The organism is Halopiger thermotolerans, from assembly GCF_054654555.1.
Genome location: NZ_BAAIEU010000004.1, coordinates 1,310,591 through 1,328,649 on the forward strand (window position 1 = coordinate 1,310,591; position 18,059 = coordinate 1,328,649).

At 66.2% G+C, this 18,059-nt stretch carries 16 protein-coding genes; 8 read left to right on the forward strand and 8 right to left on the reverse strand.

Annotation, left to right across the window (positions count from 1 at the left end):
* Window positions 1–210: 210 nt before the first annotated feature.
* The 3 genes from ACYQ26_RS14155 (at window position 211) to ACYQ26_RS14165 (ending at window position 3,995) form a co-directional block, all read left to right on the forward strand.
* On the forward strand, window positions 211–1,287 hold the full coding sequence (locus tag ACYQ26_RS14155; RefSeq protein WP_459809544.1) for a CNNM domain-containing protein: 1,077 nt from the start codon (window positions 211–213) through the stop codon (window positions 1,285–1,287).
* Between the two features lie 92 nt (window positions 1,288–1,379).
* The gene (locus tag ACYQ26_RS14160) at window positions 1,380–1,811 is read left to right on the forward strand and encodes a universal stress protein (protein ID WP_459809545.1); all 432 of its coding nucleotides are present in this window, start codon (window positions 1,380–1,382) and stop codon (window positions 1,809–1,811) included.
* Between the two features lie 273 nt (window positions 1,812–2,084).
* On the forward strand, window positions 2,085–3,995 hold the full coding sequence (locus ACYQ26_RS14165; protein WP_459809546.1) for a hypothetical protein: 1,911 nt from the start codon (window positions 2,085–2,087) through the stop codon (window positions 3,993–3,995).
* Between the two features lie 223 nt (window positions 3,996–4,218).
* On the opposite strand, the gene ACYQ26_RS14170 is transcribed toward ACYQ26_RS14165, so the two are convergent.
* Together ACYQ26_RS14170 and ACYQ26_RS14175 are read right to left on the reverse strand one after the other, a co-directional pair.
* Window positions 4,219–5,052: a formate/nitrite transporter family protein gene (locus ACYQ26_RS14170; RefSeq protein WP_459809547.1), complete on the reverse strand. Its 834-nt coding sequence runs from the start codon at window positions 5,050–5,052 to the stop codon at window positions 4,219–4,221.
* A 294-nt stretch (window positions 5,053–5,346) separates the two neighbouring features.
* Complete coding sequence (locus ACYQ26_RS14175; RefSeq protein ID WP_459809548.1) at window positions 5,347–6,759, reverse strand: class II fumarate hydratase; 1,413 nt, start codon at window positions 6,757–6,759, stop codon at window positions 5,347–5,349.
* Window positions 6,760–7,002: 243 nt separating this feature from the next.
* Here ACYQ26_RS14175 and ACYQ26_RS14180 point away from each other — a divergent pair, with 243 nt between their 5' ends.
* The 4 genes from ACYQ26_RS14180 to ACYQ26_RS14195 are packed head-to-tail and all read left to right on the forward strand — an operon-like array spanning window position 7,003 to window position 11,487.
* Entirely contained in the window at window positions 7,003–8,325 is a 1,323-nt protein-coding gene (locus ACYQ26_RS14180; protein ID WP_459809549.1) for an ABC transporter substrate-binding protein, read from the forward strand.
* Window positions 8,326–8,346: 21 nt separating this feature from the next.
* Window positions 8,347–9,330: a carbohydrate ABC transporter permease gene (locus ACYQ26_RS14185; RefSeq protein WP_459809550.1), complete on the forward strand. Its 984-nt coding sequence runs from the start codon at window positions 8,347–8,349 to the stop codon at window positions 9,328–9,330.
* Entirely contained in the window at window positions 9,327–10,250 is a 924-nt protein-coding gene (locus ACYQ26_RS14190; protein ID WP_459809551.1) for a carbohydrate ABC transporter permease, read from the forward strand. The genes ACYQ26_RS14185 and ACYQ26_RS14190 overlap by 4 nt, the downstream gene beginning before the upstream one ends.
* Window positions 10,251–10,290: 40 nt before the next feature.
* Window positions 10,291–11,487, forward strand: a complete 1,197-nt coding sequence (locus ACYQ26_RS14195) for an ABC transporter ATP-binding protein (RefSeq protein WP_459809552.1) — start codon at window positions 10,291–10,293, stop codon at window positions 11,485–11,487.
* A gap of 156 nt (window positions 11,488–11,643) precedes the next feature.
* On the opposite strand, the gene ACYQ26_RS14200 is transcribed toward ACYQ26_RS14195, so the two are convergent.
* The 5 genes from ACYQ26_RS14200 to ACYQ26_RS14220 form a co-directional block, all read right to left on the reverse strand.
* Complete coding sequence (locus tag ACYQ26_RS14200; RefSeq protein WP_459809553.1) at window positions 11,644–12,354, reverse strand: DUF4013 domain-containing protein; 711 nt, start codon at window positions 12,352–12,354, stop codon at window positions 11,644–11,646.
* 174 nt (window positions 12,355–12,528) lie between these two features.
* A complete protein-coding gene (locus tag ACYQ26_RS14205) occupies window positions 12,529–14,163 on the reverse strand; it encodes a PH domain-containing protein (RefSeq protein WP_459809554.1) in 1,635 nt (544 codons plus the stop codon).
* A 16-nt stretch (window positions 14,164–14,179) separates the two neighbouring features.
* Window positions 14,180–14,641, reverse strand: coding sequence for a PH domain-containing protein (locus ACYQ26_RS14210; protein WP_459809555.1), 462 nt, complete (start codon window positions 14,639–14,641; stop codon window positions 14,180–14,182).
* A 118-nt stretch (window positions 14,642–14,759) separates the two neighbouring features.
* Complete coding sequence (locus ACYQ26_RS14215; RefSeq protein ID WP_459809556.1) at window positions 14,760–15,014, reverse strand: BolA family protein; 255 nt, start codon at window positions 15,012–15,014, stop codon at window positions 14,760–14,762.
* A 64-nt stretch (window positions 15,015–15,078) separates the two neighbouring features.
* The gene (locus ACYQ26_RS14220; protein WP_459809557.1) at window positions 15,079–15,417 is read right to left on the reverse strand and encodes a NifU family protein; all 339 of its coding nucleotides are present in this window, start codon (window positions 15,415–15,417) and stop codon (window positions 15,079–15,081) included.
* 104 nt (window positions 15,418–15,521) lie between these two features.
* Between ACYQ26_RS14220 and ACYQ26_RS14225 the strand changes: the two genes are divergently transcribed.
* Window positions 15,522–16,055, forward strand: a complete 534-nt coding sequence (locus tag ACYQ26_RS14225; protein ID WP_459809558.1) for a DUF7523 family protein — start codon at window positions 15,522–15,524, stop codon at window positions 16,053–16,055.
* Between the two features lie 33 nt (window positions 16,056–16,088).
* Here ACYQ26_RS14225 and ACYQ26_RS14230 read toward each other — a convergent pair whose 3' ends face one another.
* Window positions 16,089–18,044, reverse strand: a complete 1,956-nt coding sequence (locus tag ACYQ26_RS14230; RefSeq protein ID WP_459809559.1) for an MEDS domain-containing protein — start codon at window positions 18,042–18,044, stop codon at window positions 16,089–16,091.
* Between the last annotated feature and the right edge of the window lie 15 nt (window positions 18,045–18,059).

Genomic DNA, 18,059 nt, shown 5'->3' on the forward strand with positions numbered 1-18,059 from the left:
AGAAAGACGGTCCGTCGCTCCGATGGATCCCGCGTCGAGTGGTCCGTCCGCTGGTAGGTTCGGCGGTTCGAGTCCGTTCCTGGCTGGGACGACGCGAAGGAGGAACGGCCGGCGGTCCGAGCAGTGGAGAAAGCAACGGTCGGGACGGACGGCGGCGTCCAGCGATCTTCCCGGACTCATTTGTGTCTAGCAGACTAACAACGACCCGTAATGAACTCGCTCGTAATCGGCGCGCGACTGATCGCCGGACTCCTGTTGATTCTGGCGAACGCGTTCTTCGTCGCCATCGAATTCGCGTTGACCCGCGCCAGACAGTTTACCGAGGAGGAGTTCATCGACGGTAATCCCAAACTGGAGCGAGCGTGGGAGATGACGGACAACCTCGAGATCTACCTGACGACGTGTCAGGTCGGGATCACGGCCTCGAGCATCGCCGTCGGTATCGTGGCCGAACCCGCATTGGCGGCCATCTTCGAGCCGCTGTTCGAGGATACGGTGCTGGCCTCGATCGGGAGCGGGGCGATCATCGCCTTCCTGATCATCAACCTCATCCATCTGACCCACGGCGAACAGACGCCGACGTATCTGGGCGTCGAGCGCTCGCGGATGGTCTGTCGGTACGGGGCGGCCCCGCTGTACTGGTTCCACTGGATCATCTCGCCGATCATCACGCTCGGCGACGCGATCGCGAAGTGGACGCTCAGACTCTTCGGGATCGAGATGACCGGCGCGTGGCTCGAGACCGAGGAGGACGTCATCGAATCGCGCGCCGACCTCCGAAACCGGCTCGGCTCGATCCTCGACGAGGGGGACCTGCCCGAGGAACGCCGCGAGGAGGTGATGAACGCCTTCCAGATCGGGGAACAGCCGATCGGCGAGTTGATGGTGCCGCCGGACGAGATCGTCGCGCTGTCGACCGAGGACGATCCCGAGGAGAACGTCCGAAAGATGGAGGAGCGACCGCAGACGCGGTATCCGCTGGTCGGAGCCGACCTGACCGACTTCCGCGGGATCGTCTACACGCCGAGCCTCCTCAGACGACGCCAGGAGTTGGCCGACGGCAACGTCGACTTCGAGGAGTTGGCTGCCCCGCCGATGACGCTCTCGCCGGACGTCGACGTCAGCGACGCGATCGACCAGTTCCAGACCGAGAACCAGGAACTCGCCCTGGTGATCGAAGACGGCGAGGTCGTCGGACTCGTCACCGTGACCGACATGCTCGAGGCGGTGATGGGCGACATCGAGGATCCGCTCGATCTGGAGCGGGTCGAGATGGCCGAACGGTAACGGACTCGGTGCCCCGATCCGGCCGCGCCGCCGAGAGCGACCCCGCGACTGCGCGCTGCCGACTTTTCCGCGTGGCGGTGAAACGAACCGGTATGTATCATGACATTCTAGTCCCGACCGACGGCAGCGACTCGAGCGCGGCGGCGGTCGACGAGGCCGTCGCGATCGCCGACGGCGAGGGGGCGACGGTCCACTTCCTCCACGTTATCGACGAGGGGACGGAGATGTCCGCCGGCGGGTCGGGGATGGTTGCGCCGCAGCTTACGGAGACGCTCGAGGAGCAAGCCGAATCGGCCCTCGACGACGCCGAAAGCCGCGCGGAGGCGGCGGGCGTGGACTACGAGCGACTCACGCGCGAGGGGGATCCCCACGAGGTGATCGAAGCGTACAGCGCCGAGCACGATGTCGACCTCGTCGTCATGGGTGCGAGCGGACAGTCGGGACTGAAAGAGCGCCTGCTCGGGAGCACGACCGACCGCGTCGTGCGCACGGTCGAGACGTCCGTGCTGATCGCCCGGCCGTGAACGTCGGGGACGTTCGGCGGAGCGCCGGCACCGCGATCGTTCATCAGCCGCGGTAAGTGAGCATCGCCGACGTGTTGTAGGGGTCCCCTACGGTCCGCAGACGGCAACCAGAGCGGCTACCGACCGACCGTTCTCTCCGCTCGACAGTACCAGCAGAGTGGACGTATCGAGCGGCGCTATAATCGCGTCCAGAAGTGATTACGGAGTAATTTTATCATGATAGTTTCTGATGTACATCACCATTAAGACGGAGCCAAGGGTAGGTCCCCCTCCATGTCAAACAATGGCATGCGGCACCGGGCGGAGTGGTATCGGCGTGGGGTCATGAAGGCCACGGCGGCGGCCGGCGTGTTGGGGCTGCAATCGGGCCTCGGCAGCGCACAGGGGGACGAGCAGGGCGATGAGGTAGTCACCACCGACGAGCAACCGCAACTACCGGACGCGCAACAGCGCGTCGACCTGGCCGAGCGGGTCGGTCCGCGAGACTTCCACGAGGAGAACTACGAGATAATCAACGTCCACCGCCGGAAGGAGGCGGTACAGACGCTGTTGCGCGATCCGGAGGTCAACAGTGTCGCGCAGAACTGGATCGCGCACTTCATCAGCTACGAGGCGCTGACGAACCACCTCGACTCGATCGCCATTCAGGGGCCGACGGACTACACCGTCGACGGCGGCTTCGAGGAGGGGACGTTCACCGTCACGGCGATCGACCGCCAGACGATCTACGGGCTGATCGACCGGCGGCGAAACGAAATCGTCGCGCTGGAGATCACCGAGCCCACCGACGTCGAGTGGACCGAGGAGTACACGGAGGAGGAGATCCGGCGCGGCCAACTCGTGCTCGACCAGGAGGAGGTCCGGCAGTACGTGGAGGGGAAGGAAATCTGGCCGATGTTCAAGGTGGCCGAGAGCATCACGAGCGGCCGCGGCCTCGCGCACTACGAGATGTCGACCATCGTCCTCTACGTGGCGGACGACGATAGCGTCAGCGTCGTCTCCGGGTTCCTAGACGTCAGGGAGGAGGGCAACCCCGAGTTCCTGAAGGCGTACATCATCGACGACTTCATCCGGTATCCGGTCCAGCAGCTGGCACGAGAAACCGCCACGAACGACGAGTCGGTCCTCGGACAGGCACCGAACGTCCCCATGGAGAAGCGGCCGATGAAGACCGCCAACAACGGGTTCCACCGGTTCGATACGTTGCCCGAACAGCAGTTCGAGCAGGACAACTGGAACATCAGGTGGGAACCGCCAGAGACCCAGGGCGTGACCTTCTGGGGCGAGTACAACGGCAAGCCCGTGTTCAGCACGATGAACGCGATGGCGACCCCGACGGCGTACGGCCTGCCGCCGCGCGAGGGTCGCAACACCCGCGAGTGGTACTTCCCGGACGGCGAACCGGTCATCAACGGTCACCACATCTTCTGGGACGTCCACAGCATCCCCTTCGGCGGTCCCGGCCAGATGGCGAAGATAGACTACCCCGAACGCCGCGGGCATTCCTCGGGCTTCCAGTTCCGAACCCACTACCACACTGGAGCGCAGGGCCGCGGGAGCGTCGACTTCCACTCCGGCGCGCAGTTCGGGCCGTACAACTACAACATCTCCTACGAGTTCTTCGCGGACGGCCGCGTCGTCCCCATCTGGCGCCGGCACGGGCCGGGCTACGTGGTGGAAGCGCTGCGCAACTACGGCGTCCCCGACGACTGGGAGGGCGAGGAAACCGTCGTCCAGCAGTACCTCCACTTGACGGCGCTTGAACCCACGCCCGGGACGACCGAGGGCGGCGTCCGGACGCAACTGTTCGACGGGGAGGAGTGGATCACCCCCGAGGAGGAATTCTACCACGTCGGCGAACCCGGTCAGAAGCTCCGGTTCGCCAACCCCGGCGGGAGCGAGCAGATCGACGTGCCGCTCGACCGGGACCTCGAGGTCGTCGTCGTCCGGCCCCATTCGGACGAAATCGGTCCCGCAGCGGATCAGGTGACCCGGACGAAGGACAGGGAGGTCGAGGCCGCGTTCTACCACCCCGCCCAGTACGTCGACGGCGAGTCCATCCAGGACCAGCGGGTCATCTTCTGGCTCGTCATGGAGGCCTCGATGGACGAGGTGCCCCACCCGGCGGGGGTCACCGGCTACGTCGCGCAGGCGGAGTTCCAACTCAACGGGTACGAGGACTGACCCGACTCTCACCCCGTCTCTTTCTCGACGCCCGATCGGTCCATACCGCGTAAAAGGGCCGGCTTTTCGAGCGCCACTCGGCACGACGGCCTACAGCCGGACGGGCCGTTCCTCCTCTACTCGCGTCCGAGCGGGCCCGGCGTCTCGCACCGCCTGAATCGATTCCGCCACGCGCTTTCGCCGCTCCCGTTTCGGAACGGGCGGAACGAGACGATCGCCGGGATCACTCCGTCGCGTCGAAGTCGATATCCTGTTTCTCGCCGGCCAGCGCTACGTGTCCGTAGTTGAGGAGGCCGACGAAGACGGCGCCGCCGACGATGTTGCCGGACGTCGTCCAGAGGAGAAAGTGACTGTACTCGGCGAGGGTGACGTCCCGTCCCAGGAACATCGCCGTGAGGACTTCCGTCGTTCCGAGAATGCTGTGGTGGAAGGGGCCGGAGCCGATGACCGCCGTGACGATGATGACGAAGAGGATTCGGCTGACCGTATCCCGGCTCGCCGCCGACAGCCACGTTACCAATCCCATCAGCCAGCCGGCGATCACCCCGCTGAGGAAGATCACCCACCACGAGTACGGAAGCAACGCGGACGCTAGCGTTCCGAAGGCGTCCGCGGTGATGATACCCAGCGGCGGGCCGACGAGGGTGATCAGACCGGCAAACAGCGCGCAGCCCACGAGGTTTGCGGCGAGCGTGACGCTCCAGACGCGACCGAGTTCGCCGATCGTCGCCCGGCCGTCGAGTACCGGGAGAATGGCCATCGTCGAATGCGCGGTGAACAGTTCCGTTTGCCCGATGACGACGAACAAGAACGCGATCGACGAGACGCCGCCTAGCGTGACTTGCTGTATCAGCTTCGATTCGAATCCGCCGGAAAAGGTCAGCGCCATCGCCATGAGCAACGCCCCGAAGCTCAGGTTGAGTCCGGCCGACAGTCCGGAGAGAAACACGCCCTTGGGAGGACGATTGATCTCCTTGAGCGCGCTTTCCATCTCCCGCTCGAGGATCTTCCGATACGAGAGCGACGCCCCCTCCGGCTCGGTAGACTCCGTGCCCATTCTGTGTCGACTGCTTTCAGCGGGACGGGCTTGAAGTTGGGCACGTATGGAGTAAGCTGAGAATCTCGAGCGGAACGACTCGAGTCCGCTGTTCAGAAATGGGTTTCGTCGACGGGGAGTACCGCACTCCTGATCACCGACGGCCGAACGATCCCACTGGTGATCGCAGTACGATGGCAACAGCGCAGCAGTCGGTAACTGCAGTCCTTCAGAACGGAACTGCCGGTTCAGATCCAAACCGCGACTTCTAGCGAAACGGTACCGCCAAGGGACGAGACGAGAGTCCCTGACGGCTCAGTCGTCCTGCCCGAGGATGCCCCGCTCGGTCATCTTCGCGGGATCGAGCACTTCGTCGGCCTCCTCCTCGTCCAAGTAGCCCTTCTCGAGGACCACTTCGCGAACGGTCTTGCCCTCCTTGAGCGCCGTCTTGGCGACCTCGCTGGCCTTGTCGTAGCCGATGTGGACGTTCAGCGAGGTGGCCATCGCCATCGACTGCTCGACGCGGTCGCGGCAGTACTCCTCGTTGGCCTCGAGTTTCGAGACGAACCGCTCGGCGAAGACCTGACTGGCGTTCGAGATGAGTTCGGCCGACTCGAGGAAGTTGTGCGCGAGGACGGGCTTGTAGAGGTTCAGATCGATCTGGCCCTCCGCGGCGCCGGCGGAGACCGCGGCGTCGTTGCCGACGACCTGCTTGTGGACCTGGTTGACGGCCTCGGCGACGACGGGGTTGATCTTGCCGGGCATGATCGAGGAGCCGGGCTGGTTCTCAGGCTGTTCGATCTCGCCCAGGCCGTTGCGCGGACCGGAGGCCAGGAGCCGCAGGTCGTTGGCGATCTTGTTCAGCGAGCCGGCGACCGTTCGCAGGGCGCCGTGGGCCTCGGACATCGCGTCGTGGGCGGCCTGGGCCTCGAAGTGATTGTCGGCCTCGCGGAACTGGACGCCGGTCTCCTTGGTGATGTACTCGGCGGCGCGGCCGGGGAACTCGGGGTGGGTGTTGAGGCCCGTGCCGGTCGCGGTGCCGCCCAGCGCGAGTTCCGCGAGGTGCTCCCGCGTTTTGTCTACACGTGCGAGGCCCTTCTCGACCTGCGTGCGGTAGCCGGAGAACTCCTGGCCGAGCGTGACCGGCGTCGCGTCCTGCAGGTGGGTGCGGCCGGTCTTGACGACGTCGTCGAACTCCTCTTCTTTCTCCTCTAAGGCCTCGCGAAGGGTGTCGAGAGCGGGGATGACGTCCTTCTCGACGGCCTCGAGGGAGGCGACGTGCATCGCGGTCGGGATGACGTCGTTGCTCGACTGGCCGTAGTTGACGTGGTCGTTGGGGTGGACGACGCGGTCGCCGATTTCGCTGCCCATGAGCTCGGCGGCGCGGTTGGCGATGACCTCGTTGGCGTTCATGTTCGAGGACGTCCCGGAGCCGGTCTGGAAGACGTCGACCGGGAACTGGTCGTCGTGTTGGCCCTCGATGACCTCGTCGGCGGCCTCGATGATCGCCTCGGCGACGTCCTCGTCGATCAGCTCGAGGTCGCGGTTGGCCTGCGCGGCGGCCTTCTTGACGACGCCGAGCGCGCGGACGAACCGACGGCTGAACGTGATCCCCGAGATGGGGAAGTTCTGGATCGCGCGCTGGGTCTGGGCGCCCCAGTAGGCGTCCGCGGGCACCTGCATCTCGCCGAGGCTGTCCTCCTCGATTCGGTAGTCGTCGTCTCCCATACGCGGGGCATCTCGGGGTGTCAGGTAAAATCCACCGGTACGGCGCGACGATTCGCCCGCGGAGGACGCGTCGGGGGACTGTCGCCGCGAGCGGCCGAACGTTCTCACTCCGATATTTTCACTCGTATCTTAAATAATAATAGTAAACATTAAATATGGGTTTGATGCCAGCTTTACTCGCATCTAAAATAATAATAGTAACTATTAAGTATTTGGTCTTCTACCAACATGGTGAGGCTTAACATGGATTTCAATAGTGATCGTTCGCGGAGAACGGTTCTGAAGGGTGCTGGCCTGGCGGGAACCGGAGCGATCGCCGCACTTGCGGGATGTACCGGCGGCGGAGACGACGAAGGCGGTAACGGTAACGGCAACAGCAGCGGTGGCGGCGACGGAGAGTGGAGCAACACGCTCGAAGTCCTCCACGGTTGGACCGGCGGCGACGGCGCCAAGGCCGCCGAGGCCCTCTTCTCGGCGTTCCAGGAGCAGTATCCGGACATGGACGTCGAGCCGAAGCCGATCGGCGGCGGCGGCAACCAGAACCTCGACCAGACGGTCGCCAACCGGCTGCAGGGCGGCAACCCGCCGAGTTCGTTCGCCGGTTGGCCCGGCGAGAACCTCACGCAGTACGAGGGCGTCCTCGGCGACGTCGAGAGCAACGTCTGGGAGGAAGCCGGTCTGAAGGACGCACACGCGCAGGAAGCGGTGGAGGCCTGCCAGTCGTCCGCCGGCTTCTCCGCGGTTCCGATCGGCTCCCACCGGCTGAACGACCTCTTCTACAACGTCGAGGTCATCGAGGAGGCGGGCGTCGATCCCTCGTCGCTGCAGAGCGTCGACGATCTCATCGACGCGCTGGACACCGTGTCCTCCGAAACCGACGCGACGCCGTTCGCGTTCTCGCTCGCGCCGTGGTGTATCCTCCAGACGTGGGGCACCGTGATGCTCAGCGAGAACGGGTACGACGCCTACATGAACTTCATCGAGGGCAACGGCGACGAGAGCGCCGTCCGTGGGGCGTTCGAAAAGCTCGAGGAGATCCTGAGCAACTACATCAACGACGACGCCGCCTCGGTCGACTTCACCGAGGTCAATCAGGACATCATGAGCGGCGACGCCGCCTTCATCCACCAGGGTAACTGGGTCGCCGGCGCGTACATCACCGAGGAACTGGAGTACGGATCCGACTGGGACGCCGTCCGGTTCCCCGGTACCGAGGACATGTACACGCTCCACATGGACTCGTTCATCTACCCCGGCGACAACCCGAGCCCCGAGGAGAGCGCCGCGTGGCTCCGCTTCGTCGGCTCCGAGGAGGCGCAGGTGGCGTTCAACCAGTACAAGGGATCGATCCCGACGCGGACGGACGTCGCCACCGACCAGTTCAACGACTACCTCACCGACACGATCGAGAACTTCAACGAAGTGTCGGAGAAGCCCCCGACGCTCGCCCACGGGCTCGCGGTCGACCCGAGCACCCAGTCGGAGCTCGAGGGCGTGCTCAACGACAACTTCGCCGATCCGTACGACGTCGACAGCGCCACGAGCGGCTTCATGGACGTCGTATAATAACTACAGCCTACCAATTTTATGAAAGGAGTGCTAGAATTACTGCGTAGCGTCCGTGATAAGCGACGCATCGAGACCGACGGGGGGACGAGGACGGGGACGGCCGAGGGACGGTCGACGCTTCGTCGCTGGCTCGACAGCGACATCGTTCAGTCGGCGCCGTTCTGGTTCCCGCCGTTCCTGCTCATGGGGTTTTTCGTCTACGCGGCGATCGCGTGGAACTTCTTCCTGTCGCTGACGAGTTACTCGGGATTCGGCGAACCCGACTACAGCGACCTCGGCATCCAGAACTACACGGCGTTGCTGAACGATCCCCAGTTCTGGTCGGCGACGCGGAACACGGTCGTGCTGCTCGTCGGCTTCACCGTGGCGTGTCTGGCGATCGGGCTCGTGCTGGCGCTGCTGCTCGACCGGAAGATCCGATTCGAGCGATCGTTCCGGACGATCTACCTGCTCCCCTTCGCCCTGTCGTTCATCGTCACGGCGCAGTTCTGGCGATGGATGTACAACGTCAACAACGGGATCGTCAACCAGTTCATCGGCCTCTTCGGCCTCGGACCGTACAACTGGCTCGGCGATCCGAAACTGGTCCTCGGATCGGTGATCTTCGCGCTGGTCTGGCAGTTCAGCGGCTACGCGATGGTCATCTATCTCGCCGCGCTGCGGTCGATCCCGACCGACCAGTACGAGGCCGCCCGCGTCGACGGAGCGAGTACGCTGCGGATGTACTGGCGCGTCATCATCCCGCAGTTGCGCCCCGCGATAGTCAGCGCCTCCGTGACCCTCGTCCTGTTCGCGCTGAAGGCGTTCGACTTCCTGTACGCCACCTTCGGCGGCTACCGGCCCCGAAAGGGCGCGGACATCCTCGCGACCTTCATGGTCCGCGAATCGTTCGGCAAATCGGAGTGGGCCTACGGCTCCGCGATCGCGCTCGTGTTGTTCGCGCTGTCGCTGGCCGTCATCGCGCCGTACCTGTACACTCAGTACAAGCGAGGTAACCTATGAGCGAAGAAACAGTCACACCCGAAGCGGCGACGGAACGAACCGCGCTTCCGGCCATCGACGTGCAGCAAGCGTTGCTGTACGCGACCCTGGTCGGGCTCGTGGTCTTCTACCTAATCCCGATCGAGTCCGGACTGGTGACGGCGATCAAGACGTCGGAAGCGCTGCGAACGACGTACCCGTTCGCCCCGCCGGGACTCGAGGGATTCACGTTCGAGAAGTGGACTTACGCGTTCAACATGCTCAATCGCGGCCTGGTCAACAGCATGCTGTTTACGATCCCCGCGACGATCCTCTGTGCGATCTTCGGTAGCACGGCGGCGTACGGGTTGACGCTCGTCGACTGGCGCGGCCAGGTCGCGGTCTTCGCGCTGTTCATCGCCGGCATCTTCGTCCCGTACCAGGCCGTGATCGTCCCCCTCTTCGAGTTCTGGAACCAGTACATGCAGTTCGGCGAGCGACTCGCGTTCCTCTGGGGACTCCCGCTGCTCGCGGAACACCACGCGACGATCCTCGAGTTGATCATCACGCACACGGCGTACGGGATTCCGATCTGTACGCTGATGTTCCGATCGCAGTACAAGACGATGTCCTGGGAGATGATCGAGGCGGCCCGACTCGACGGCGCGACGGTCTGGCGGATCTACCGCCGGATCGTCCTGCCGCTGTCGGCGCCGATGTTCGCCGTCGTGTTCATCTTCCAGTTCACGCAGATCTGGAACGAGTTCCTGTTCTCGCTGACGATCATCGGCAGCGTGAGCAATCCGGCCGCGTCCGCGACGCTGATCCTGTCGGGGCTCGGCGAGTCGCTCCAGGGAACCGACTACCCGCTGCGGATGGCGGGGGCGTTCATCACGGCACTACCGACACTGATCGTGTACGTGCTGTTCGCCGACCAATTCGCTGAGGGCGCACAAATATGACCGACCGCCGACAGAGTACACGAAAACGGAGGATCTGACGATGGCAGAAACGACACTCGACGACGTAACGAAAGTATTCACGGACGACGACGGCAGCGACATCGTTGCCGTCGACGAGGTATCGATCGACATCGACGACGGGGAATTCCTCGTGCTCGTCGGCCCGTCGGGCTGTGGCAAGTCGACGACGCTGCGGATGATCGCCGGCCTCGAGACGATCACGGACGGCGAGATCCGCCTCGACGACCGCGTGATCAACGACGTCCCGGCGAAGGACCGGGACATCGCGATGGTGTTCCAGTCGTACGCGCTCTACCCGCACATGACCGTGCGGGAGAACATGGCCTTCGGGCTCGAGGAGTCGACAGACCTCTCGGACGAGGAAATCGACGATCGCGTCGAGGAGGCCGCCGGGATGATGGGGATCGCCGAGCTGCTGGACCGAAAACCCGGCGAACTCTCGGGCGGCCAGCAACAGCGCGTCGCGCTCGGCCGCGCGATCGTCCGCGAACCCGCGGTCTTCCTGATGGACGAACCGCTGTCGAACCTGGACGCCAAGCTCCGCGCGCAGATGCGGACCGAGCTCCAGCAGCTGCAAGACGAACTCGACACGACGACGATCTACGTCACGCACGACCAGACGGAGGCGATGACGATGGGCGATCGCATCGCCATTCTCAACGACGGCGAACTCCAGCAGGTCGGGACCCCGCTCGAGTGCTACCACGAGCCCGCGAACCAGTTCGTCGCGAACTTCATCGGCGAACCGTCGATGAACTTCCTCGACGTGAACCTCCGCGAGAGCGGCGGTAACGCCGCGCTCGTCGGCGACCACCTCGAGTATCCGATCTCGGACGACATCGTGGATGCGGTCGGCAGCCGCAGCGACGTCGTCTTCGGCGTACGGCCGGAGGACATCGACATCGAACGCGACGAGGGGCGACAGGCCGGGGGACACGAAATCCCCGCGCAGGTCTCGGTCGTCGAGCCGACCGGCGACGAGAACATCGTCTACCTCGTGCTCGGCGACGAGGAACTCGACAGCGACACCGAGTTGCTGGACACCGATCGCGAAACGATCATCGCGACGATCGACGGAATGAGCACGGTCAACTCCGGGGACCGCGTCGTCGCGCACATCCCTGAGGACGCGATCCACCTCTTCGACGCGCGGACCGGCGAGGCGGTACACAACCGCCGCGTCGAAAGCACAGAGCCCCGCATTCCGAACGTCTAAGCCGCCGTTCGAACCGCGGCCGATCTGACGCGCCGCCGACGAGGCACCGTCGGCCGTTCGAGTGCGGTGCGATCGGTTTCGATCGCACTGATCGTTCTCCGCATTCTGTTTCAATCTACACGCAACGAACAGCCGACGCTACGGACGCATCTGCACTTACTTCGAACCCGCGACCGCGTTCCCCGCCGCTCGAGCGCAGCCGACGCCGACGGCTCGAGCGCCGGCGACGAGGAAGTACGCGGCGCCGGCCGCGGCGAGGACGCCCACCGCGTCGCCTCGCTGGAGGGTCACGAGAGCGAACCACGTTCCGAACAGGACGAGCGAAAAGCCGACGATCCAGCGGAGGAGATACCCCGCATTGGAGAGCACCGGCACGACGGCGTCGGTATCGCCGGCGGCGCGCAGTCGGCCCTGCGAGACGCTCGCGGCGACCGCGACCGGATACGCGTAGGCACACGCCAGTAGGGCAAAGAGCAGCAGCGTCGTCGACACGAGCGTGAGCAGGCCGGCGCCGCCCTCGAGCGCGGCGGGATCGGTCGTCTGCATCGCCGACAGCGCGAGCAGCGCGAGCGGCGGGACGAGCACTACGATCGACAGTGCGAGCGCCGCGAGGCCGGGACGGACGAGCCCCCGAACGGCGGGCCAATCCCGCCGGTCGGGGTGGGCCAGGACGATTGCGGTCGTGCCGAGAAGCGCGACGAGCCCGGCCGCCGCGAGGGCCGCCGGAACGAGACCGACCACCAGCGGGCCGAACGCCGCCGCGTACCGGAGACCGACGACGAGCAAAACGACGGCGACCAGAGACCTGAGCAGCGCTCCCCGCCCGAACTCGTCGGCGACGGGATATCGAAGCGCGTCGCGAATCACTCCGACCACCGGCGACGCTCGGCGACGCCATCTTTCATGTACGGCGAGTGGGACGGTCGGTGCAAAAACGTCGCGGTCCGCCCGGCGGACCGCATTGCCTCGCAGTTCGTGGCTCGGACCTCGTCGATCGCCCAGTACTTGAGCGGGGTTCAGGGATCGGATACCGTCACGCGATCACGTGAAATCGACCGACAGGCCGAGATCGTCGGCCGCCGCGCGCTCGCGCAAGGCCGTCTGTAGCCGCTCGCGACTCGTCTCGTGGACGCCGTGGGCGTCCTCGAGCGCGATGTCGTAGATCGTCGACGACGACCAGACGAACGACCGGGAGCTGGCCGTGTCGACGACCAGCGAGGCGATCCCGAGCCGACGCTGGAAGATCGACCGCCGGGTCGAAACCGTCTGGATCCGGTAGTAGGGGATCACGGTCGTCCGCCGGCGCCAGAAGCCGCTGCGGATCACGAGGTGGTCGTCGCCGACGAAGTAGCCCAGGTGCTTGTACCGGAGGTGGGCCGCCGGCGGCACCGCGACGAAGACGACGGCGGCGAGGTACCACCGCTCGAGGGGCGTCGCGTACGAGACGGCGAACGCGACGGCGACGATGGCGGCGGCGACCAGCGAGTACCGCACCAGATAGCGTCGGCGGGCGACCGGCGACGGACTCCGGAACGACGGCGTCTCGACGCCGGTGAGGTTCTCCGCGAACGCGAAGATCCGATCGCTCGAGGCCAGCGGGACCGCCGACTGGCTGCCGGCGTCGCTGTCGGGGCCGTAGCCGGCGGTCTCGACCCACAGCCCGGCGTAGCCGAGCAGGCGCTGGAGCGGGTTGTCGGTGACCGTGACCGACTGGACCTTCTCGGCGGGGATCGAGCCGCTGTAGCGCTGGAGCAGGCCGCGCTCGTAGACGAAGTCGTCGCCGATCCGACCGAGCCGGAAGCCGTAGTACGTCGCGAACGTGTACGCGACGCTAAAGAGGTAGGTGACGCCGACGCTGAGCAGCCCCGAAACGATCGTCAGGACGCCGTAGCTGCGCGCGTCGCCGGATCCGAGGTCCTGCGGCCCGCCGAACGGCGCTGCAGCGGCGAGGAAGCCCTCGATCACCGCGTCGGTCGCGAAGAAAAACAGGAAGAAGCCGGCGGCGCTGGCGGCCGGACGGAACGTGGTAAACGCGTACAGGAGCAGCTCCGAGTCCGCGAGTTCGAACAGCCGCTGGCGACGCTGCGGGGCCGGCCGTTCGGCGTCCGAACGCGAGTCGGGCGCCGCCGTGTCCGATTCGGGTTCGGATTCGGGTTCAGGTTCGGACCCAGGTTCGACGTCCGCGTCCGACTCTCGCGTGCGGTTCCGGTCCCGTTCCTGACGGCGTTCCGCGACGCTCGCGGTGCGGCGGCGGATCTCCGCCTGAAGCCGGTCCGCCTCGTCTTCGCCGACGACGGACAGCGTCGCCTCGGTCTCGCCGCCGCCGGCGGTCTCGATCGAGACGACGGCCAGCCCGAGCAGGCGCTGGACGACGCCCTGCCGGATGTCGACGTTCTGGATCCGGCCGTAGGGGATCTCTCGAGAGCGGCGGGCGAACACGCCGGAGGCGACGTCGACGGTGTCCTCGGTCACGCGGTAGCCGAACCGGTAGTAGTACGCGATGCCGTAGGCGAGCCCGACGAGGAAGCCAAGCGGCGCGGCGACGACCGTCCAACTCCCCTGTATCGGGTCGAAGATGCTGGCCAGCGTGCCCACGAGGAACAGCGGCAGCCAGAGCCCGAGGAAGGCGTACCGGAGCGCGTACGTGACCGCGCTGAAGGGATGTAAGCGGTTCATAGTCATAGTGGGAACGTTAGACGGCGTCCTCGGCCTCGCTCTCGACGGCGAGTTCGCGAAGGGTGTCCTGCAGTTCCCGCGCGCGGTCGGGCGTCAGCCCCGGAATCCGGACGTCCGCGTTCCGCGAGCCGGCCGTGTAGACGACCACGCTCGAGAGGCCGAAGACGCGCTCGATCGGCCCGAACTGCGTGTCGACGTGCTGGACGCGAACGAACGGGACCGCGGTCTCGACGAACGTGACGACGCCCCGCTCGAGGTAGAGCGCGTCCGCTTGCAGTTCGAACTGCCAGACCTGGTAGAGCCGCACGGCGTAGGCGGCGCCGAGCAGGAGGACGAGGACGGCGACGCCGCCGATCGCGGCCGTGGGCACGTCGAAGAGCACCTGATCGACGGCCGCGAGGGCGACGCCGACGACGATCGCCGCGAGCAGCCCCTGCCCGATCCAGAGGAGTCGAATGCGGGGGTTGAGCGCTTCCATACGCAATCCTATCAACAGAGGTGGATAAACGTGCGGGTCGCGTTTCGACGCGCGGTGCGCGGCGGTCGGAGCGATCGGACACGACGGTCACGGCCGGGCCGGAATCGGGTCGTCCGCCCTAGGCCTCGAGGTCCTCGTACTCCTCGGGCGTGTACGTCGACAGCTCGAGGGCGTGGATGTCGGTCGTCATGTGATCGTCGAGGGCGTCGTACACCTGCTGGTGCTGTTGCACCAGCGGCAGCCCCTCGAACGCGGGCGAGACGACGGTCGCCGCGAGGTGGTCCTCGTCGTGCTCGTCGCGGGCGTGCGTGACCGTCGCCTCGGCGTCCTCGAGTTCCGATTCGATGAGTCGCTCGACCTCGTCGGGTTTCATACGGGGTCGAAGGGGCGCTTGCGGCAAAAGGGGTGTGGTCGAGGACGCCGGCGGCCGCGGTGGCTCAGAACGGCACGTCCGGCGGGACGTCCGGTCCCGAGCCCGAGTCCTCGGACAGCCCGTCGAAGCCCGTGCTGACGCTGACCGAATCGATCGCGTCGATCTCGTCGGGGAGCCGGCGCTGGATCGCCTGGGTCGTCATCGGACTGACGCCGCAGCCGCTGCAGGCGCCGGTGAGGTTGATCCCGACGCGCCGCTCCTCGAGGTCGACCTCGGTGATCGTCGACTCGCCGCCGTGCAGCTCGATCTGGGGGAAGTTCCGCCGGAGGAACAGGGAGACGGCCTCCCGGACGTCGTCCTCTGTGGCGGCGGAAGCGGAGGCATCTGGTTCGGACGCGGTCATACCGGTCTCGAGGGGCCGCAGGGGTTTAGCCCTGTTCGTGTTCGCGATACCGGCCCTCCGTGGATGGCGGCGACTTTATGCCGATTCGGGACGCGCCCCCCGGTATGTCACTGGCAGCCGAGACGCGCCGGGCCGTCGCCGACCACCCGTTCCTCCTGACGGCGCTTCGCGCGGGCGTCGTCAACTACACCGCCGCCGCCCGCTTTCTCGCGGCCGACGGCCTCGAGGGCGACACCGACGCGATCGCGACGGCGCTGCGCCGGTACGCCGAGGAGGTGCCCGACTACGAGACCGAGTCGCGGGACATACAGGTCCGCATGGAGAGCGGAATCGGCCCGCTCGAGGGAGATGAGAGCGGCGGGGACGACGCGCTGCTGACCGTCGGCGGCGCGGCCTTCGGTCCCGTCGACGGCGACCGGACCGCGATCGTCGCGACCGGCGACGTGGATCCGGCCGCGCTGGCCGACGCGCTCGCGCGGCTCTCGATCGAGGACGTGTCGCCGACGGCGGCGGCCGTCGCCGCCGCGGAGGGAACGATGGTGATCGTCGTCGACCGACTCGAGGGGGCCAACGCGGTGCGAGCGGTCGAAGCCGCGCTCGAGGGCGTCGTCGCGCCGGCGGGCGACGAGAACGAGTAAGCTGGAACCCGCGGAATCGCTGCCAGTCCGCCGCTACGGCTCGCTCGCGACCGGCAGCGTGACGGCGAACGTCGACCCCTCGCCCGGCTCCGACTCGACGCTGATCTCGCCGCCGTGGCGCTCGACGATCCGCTGGCACAGCGCCAGCCCGATCCCGGTCCCGGCGTACTCCTCCCGGCTGTGGAGTCGGTCGAAGAGCTCGAAGATCCGCTCCTGTTCGGCGGGCGGGATGCCGATGCCGTCGTCGCGGACCGAAATCGTCCACGCGTCACCGTCGGGAGTGCGTTCGGCCGCGATATCGATCCGCGGCGGCTCGTCGCCCGAGTACGTGATCGCGTTGTCGAGCAGGTTCTGGAACAGTTGCCGGAGCTGTTCAGGGTCGCCCGTAACCCGGGGCAGATCCCCGACCGTCAGGTCCGCGTCGGTCTCCTCGAGGCGGAGTTGCAGGTCGTCGCGAACGTCCGCGACGACGGCCTCGAGATCGGTCGGCTCGAGCGGGCCGCCGCGGGACTGGACCCGCGAGTACTGCAGGAGGCCGTCGATCATCGCGCGCATCCGCTCGGCGCCGTCGACCGCGAACTCGAGGTACTCGCGGGTCTCCGCGGAGAGCTCGTCGTCGCGGCGGTCGATGAGTTGCAGGTAGCTCGAGACCATCCGCAGGGGCTCTTGCATGTCGTGGGAGGCGGCGTAGGCAAACTGCTCGAGGCGCTCGTTCGAGGTCTCGAGGCGGTCGACCGTGCGCTCGAGTTCGCGCTCGCGTTCGTGTTGCTCGAGTTCGTACTTGACCCACTGGCCCATCGAGCGGAGGAAGGCGCGTTCGTCCTCGGTGAAGGGCTCGTCCGGGGTCGTCTCGCCGACGAACGCGAACGTTCGGTCGGGGCCGCCGTCGATCTCGACGTACGTGCCGAGGTACGACCGAACGCCGAACTCGCGGTAGGCGAGGACGTCGTCACACCCCGCAGCCTCGGGATCGGCGACGTCCGCGACCGCGTTCGTCTCCGCCGCGAGGGCGCAGAAGGTCTCCGACAGCGGCAGTTCGGTACCCGGTTCCAGTCGCTCGTGCTCGTCGCTGACGTACTCGAGTTCGAACCGGTCGTCGGCCGGATCGACGCGGGCCATGCCGCCGAGGTCGAGGTCGAATCGCTCGCATCCCAGATCGAACAGCGCGTCGAGCTTTTCCTCGAACGAGCGGTCGGGGTCGGCGATGATCTCGTTCTGGCGCTGCTGGTAGCGTTCTCGCTCCTGAAGCTTGGTTTTCGCCTCGGTGCGGTCGCGCATCGTGCCGAGCATTCGATCGAGTTCGTGGGCCGGCTGGTTCGGGCCGCAGAACTCCTCGGGCGGCGTGTAGTAGAAGTTGTGACAGACGGTGTCGTCGTAGATGAGGTGGGGGTGAACGCGGACGACGTCGCGGACGACCGCCGGCGGGAACCGGTTGCGATCGTACTGACAGACCGCGACCGCGTCCTCGTCGTCGAATAGTTCGTTGACCTTGCTCTCGTAGGTCATCGTGTCCTCGACCGAGACGTCGCTCTCGAGGATCCACGTCATCTCGGCCGCCAGGCGAAAGCCCTCGTACTCGGCGTTGACCTCGTCGATGACGTCGCCGTAGAACGAGATCATGTCGTCGACGTCGAAGGTCCCGCTCCGGAGGTAGGTGTCCTGAAACGTCTCGATGACCAGCGAGCCCGACTCGACGGCGGATGCGACGTCGATTCCTCCGTCTCGAAGCGCCGCCCGCACCTCGTCGACGGACCCCTCGTCCGTGACGTAGACGCACCGCTCGCCGCGCTCGAGACCCTGTCGGAGGAACGGAACGACCGCCGCGAACTGGTCCTCGGGGGAGTCGTAGATCAGGGCGAAGTGGTCGTTGCAGAACTCGCCCTCGACCTGTTCGACGGGGCCGCGGAAGTCGGGGCTCGTCGCCAGGGCGTTCAGGGGGCGCTCGAGATCGAGAACGTCGTCGCCGGGGGAGGAATTTGTCTTACTCATGGGAGAGGGGAGAGC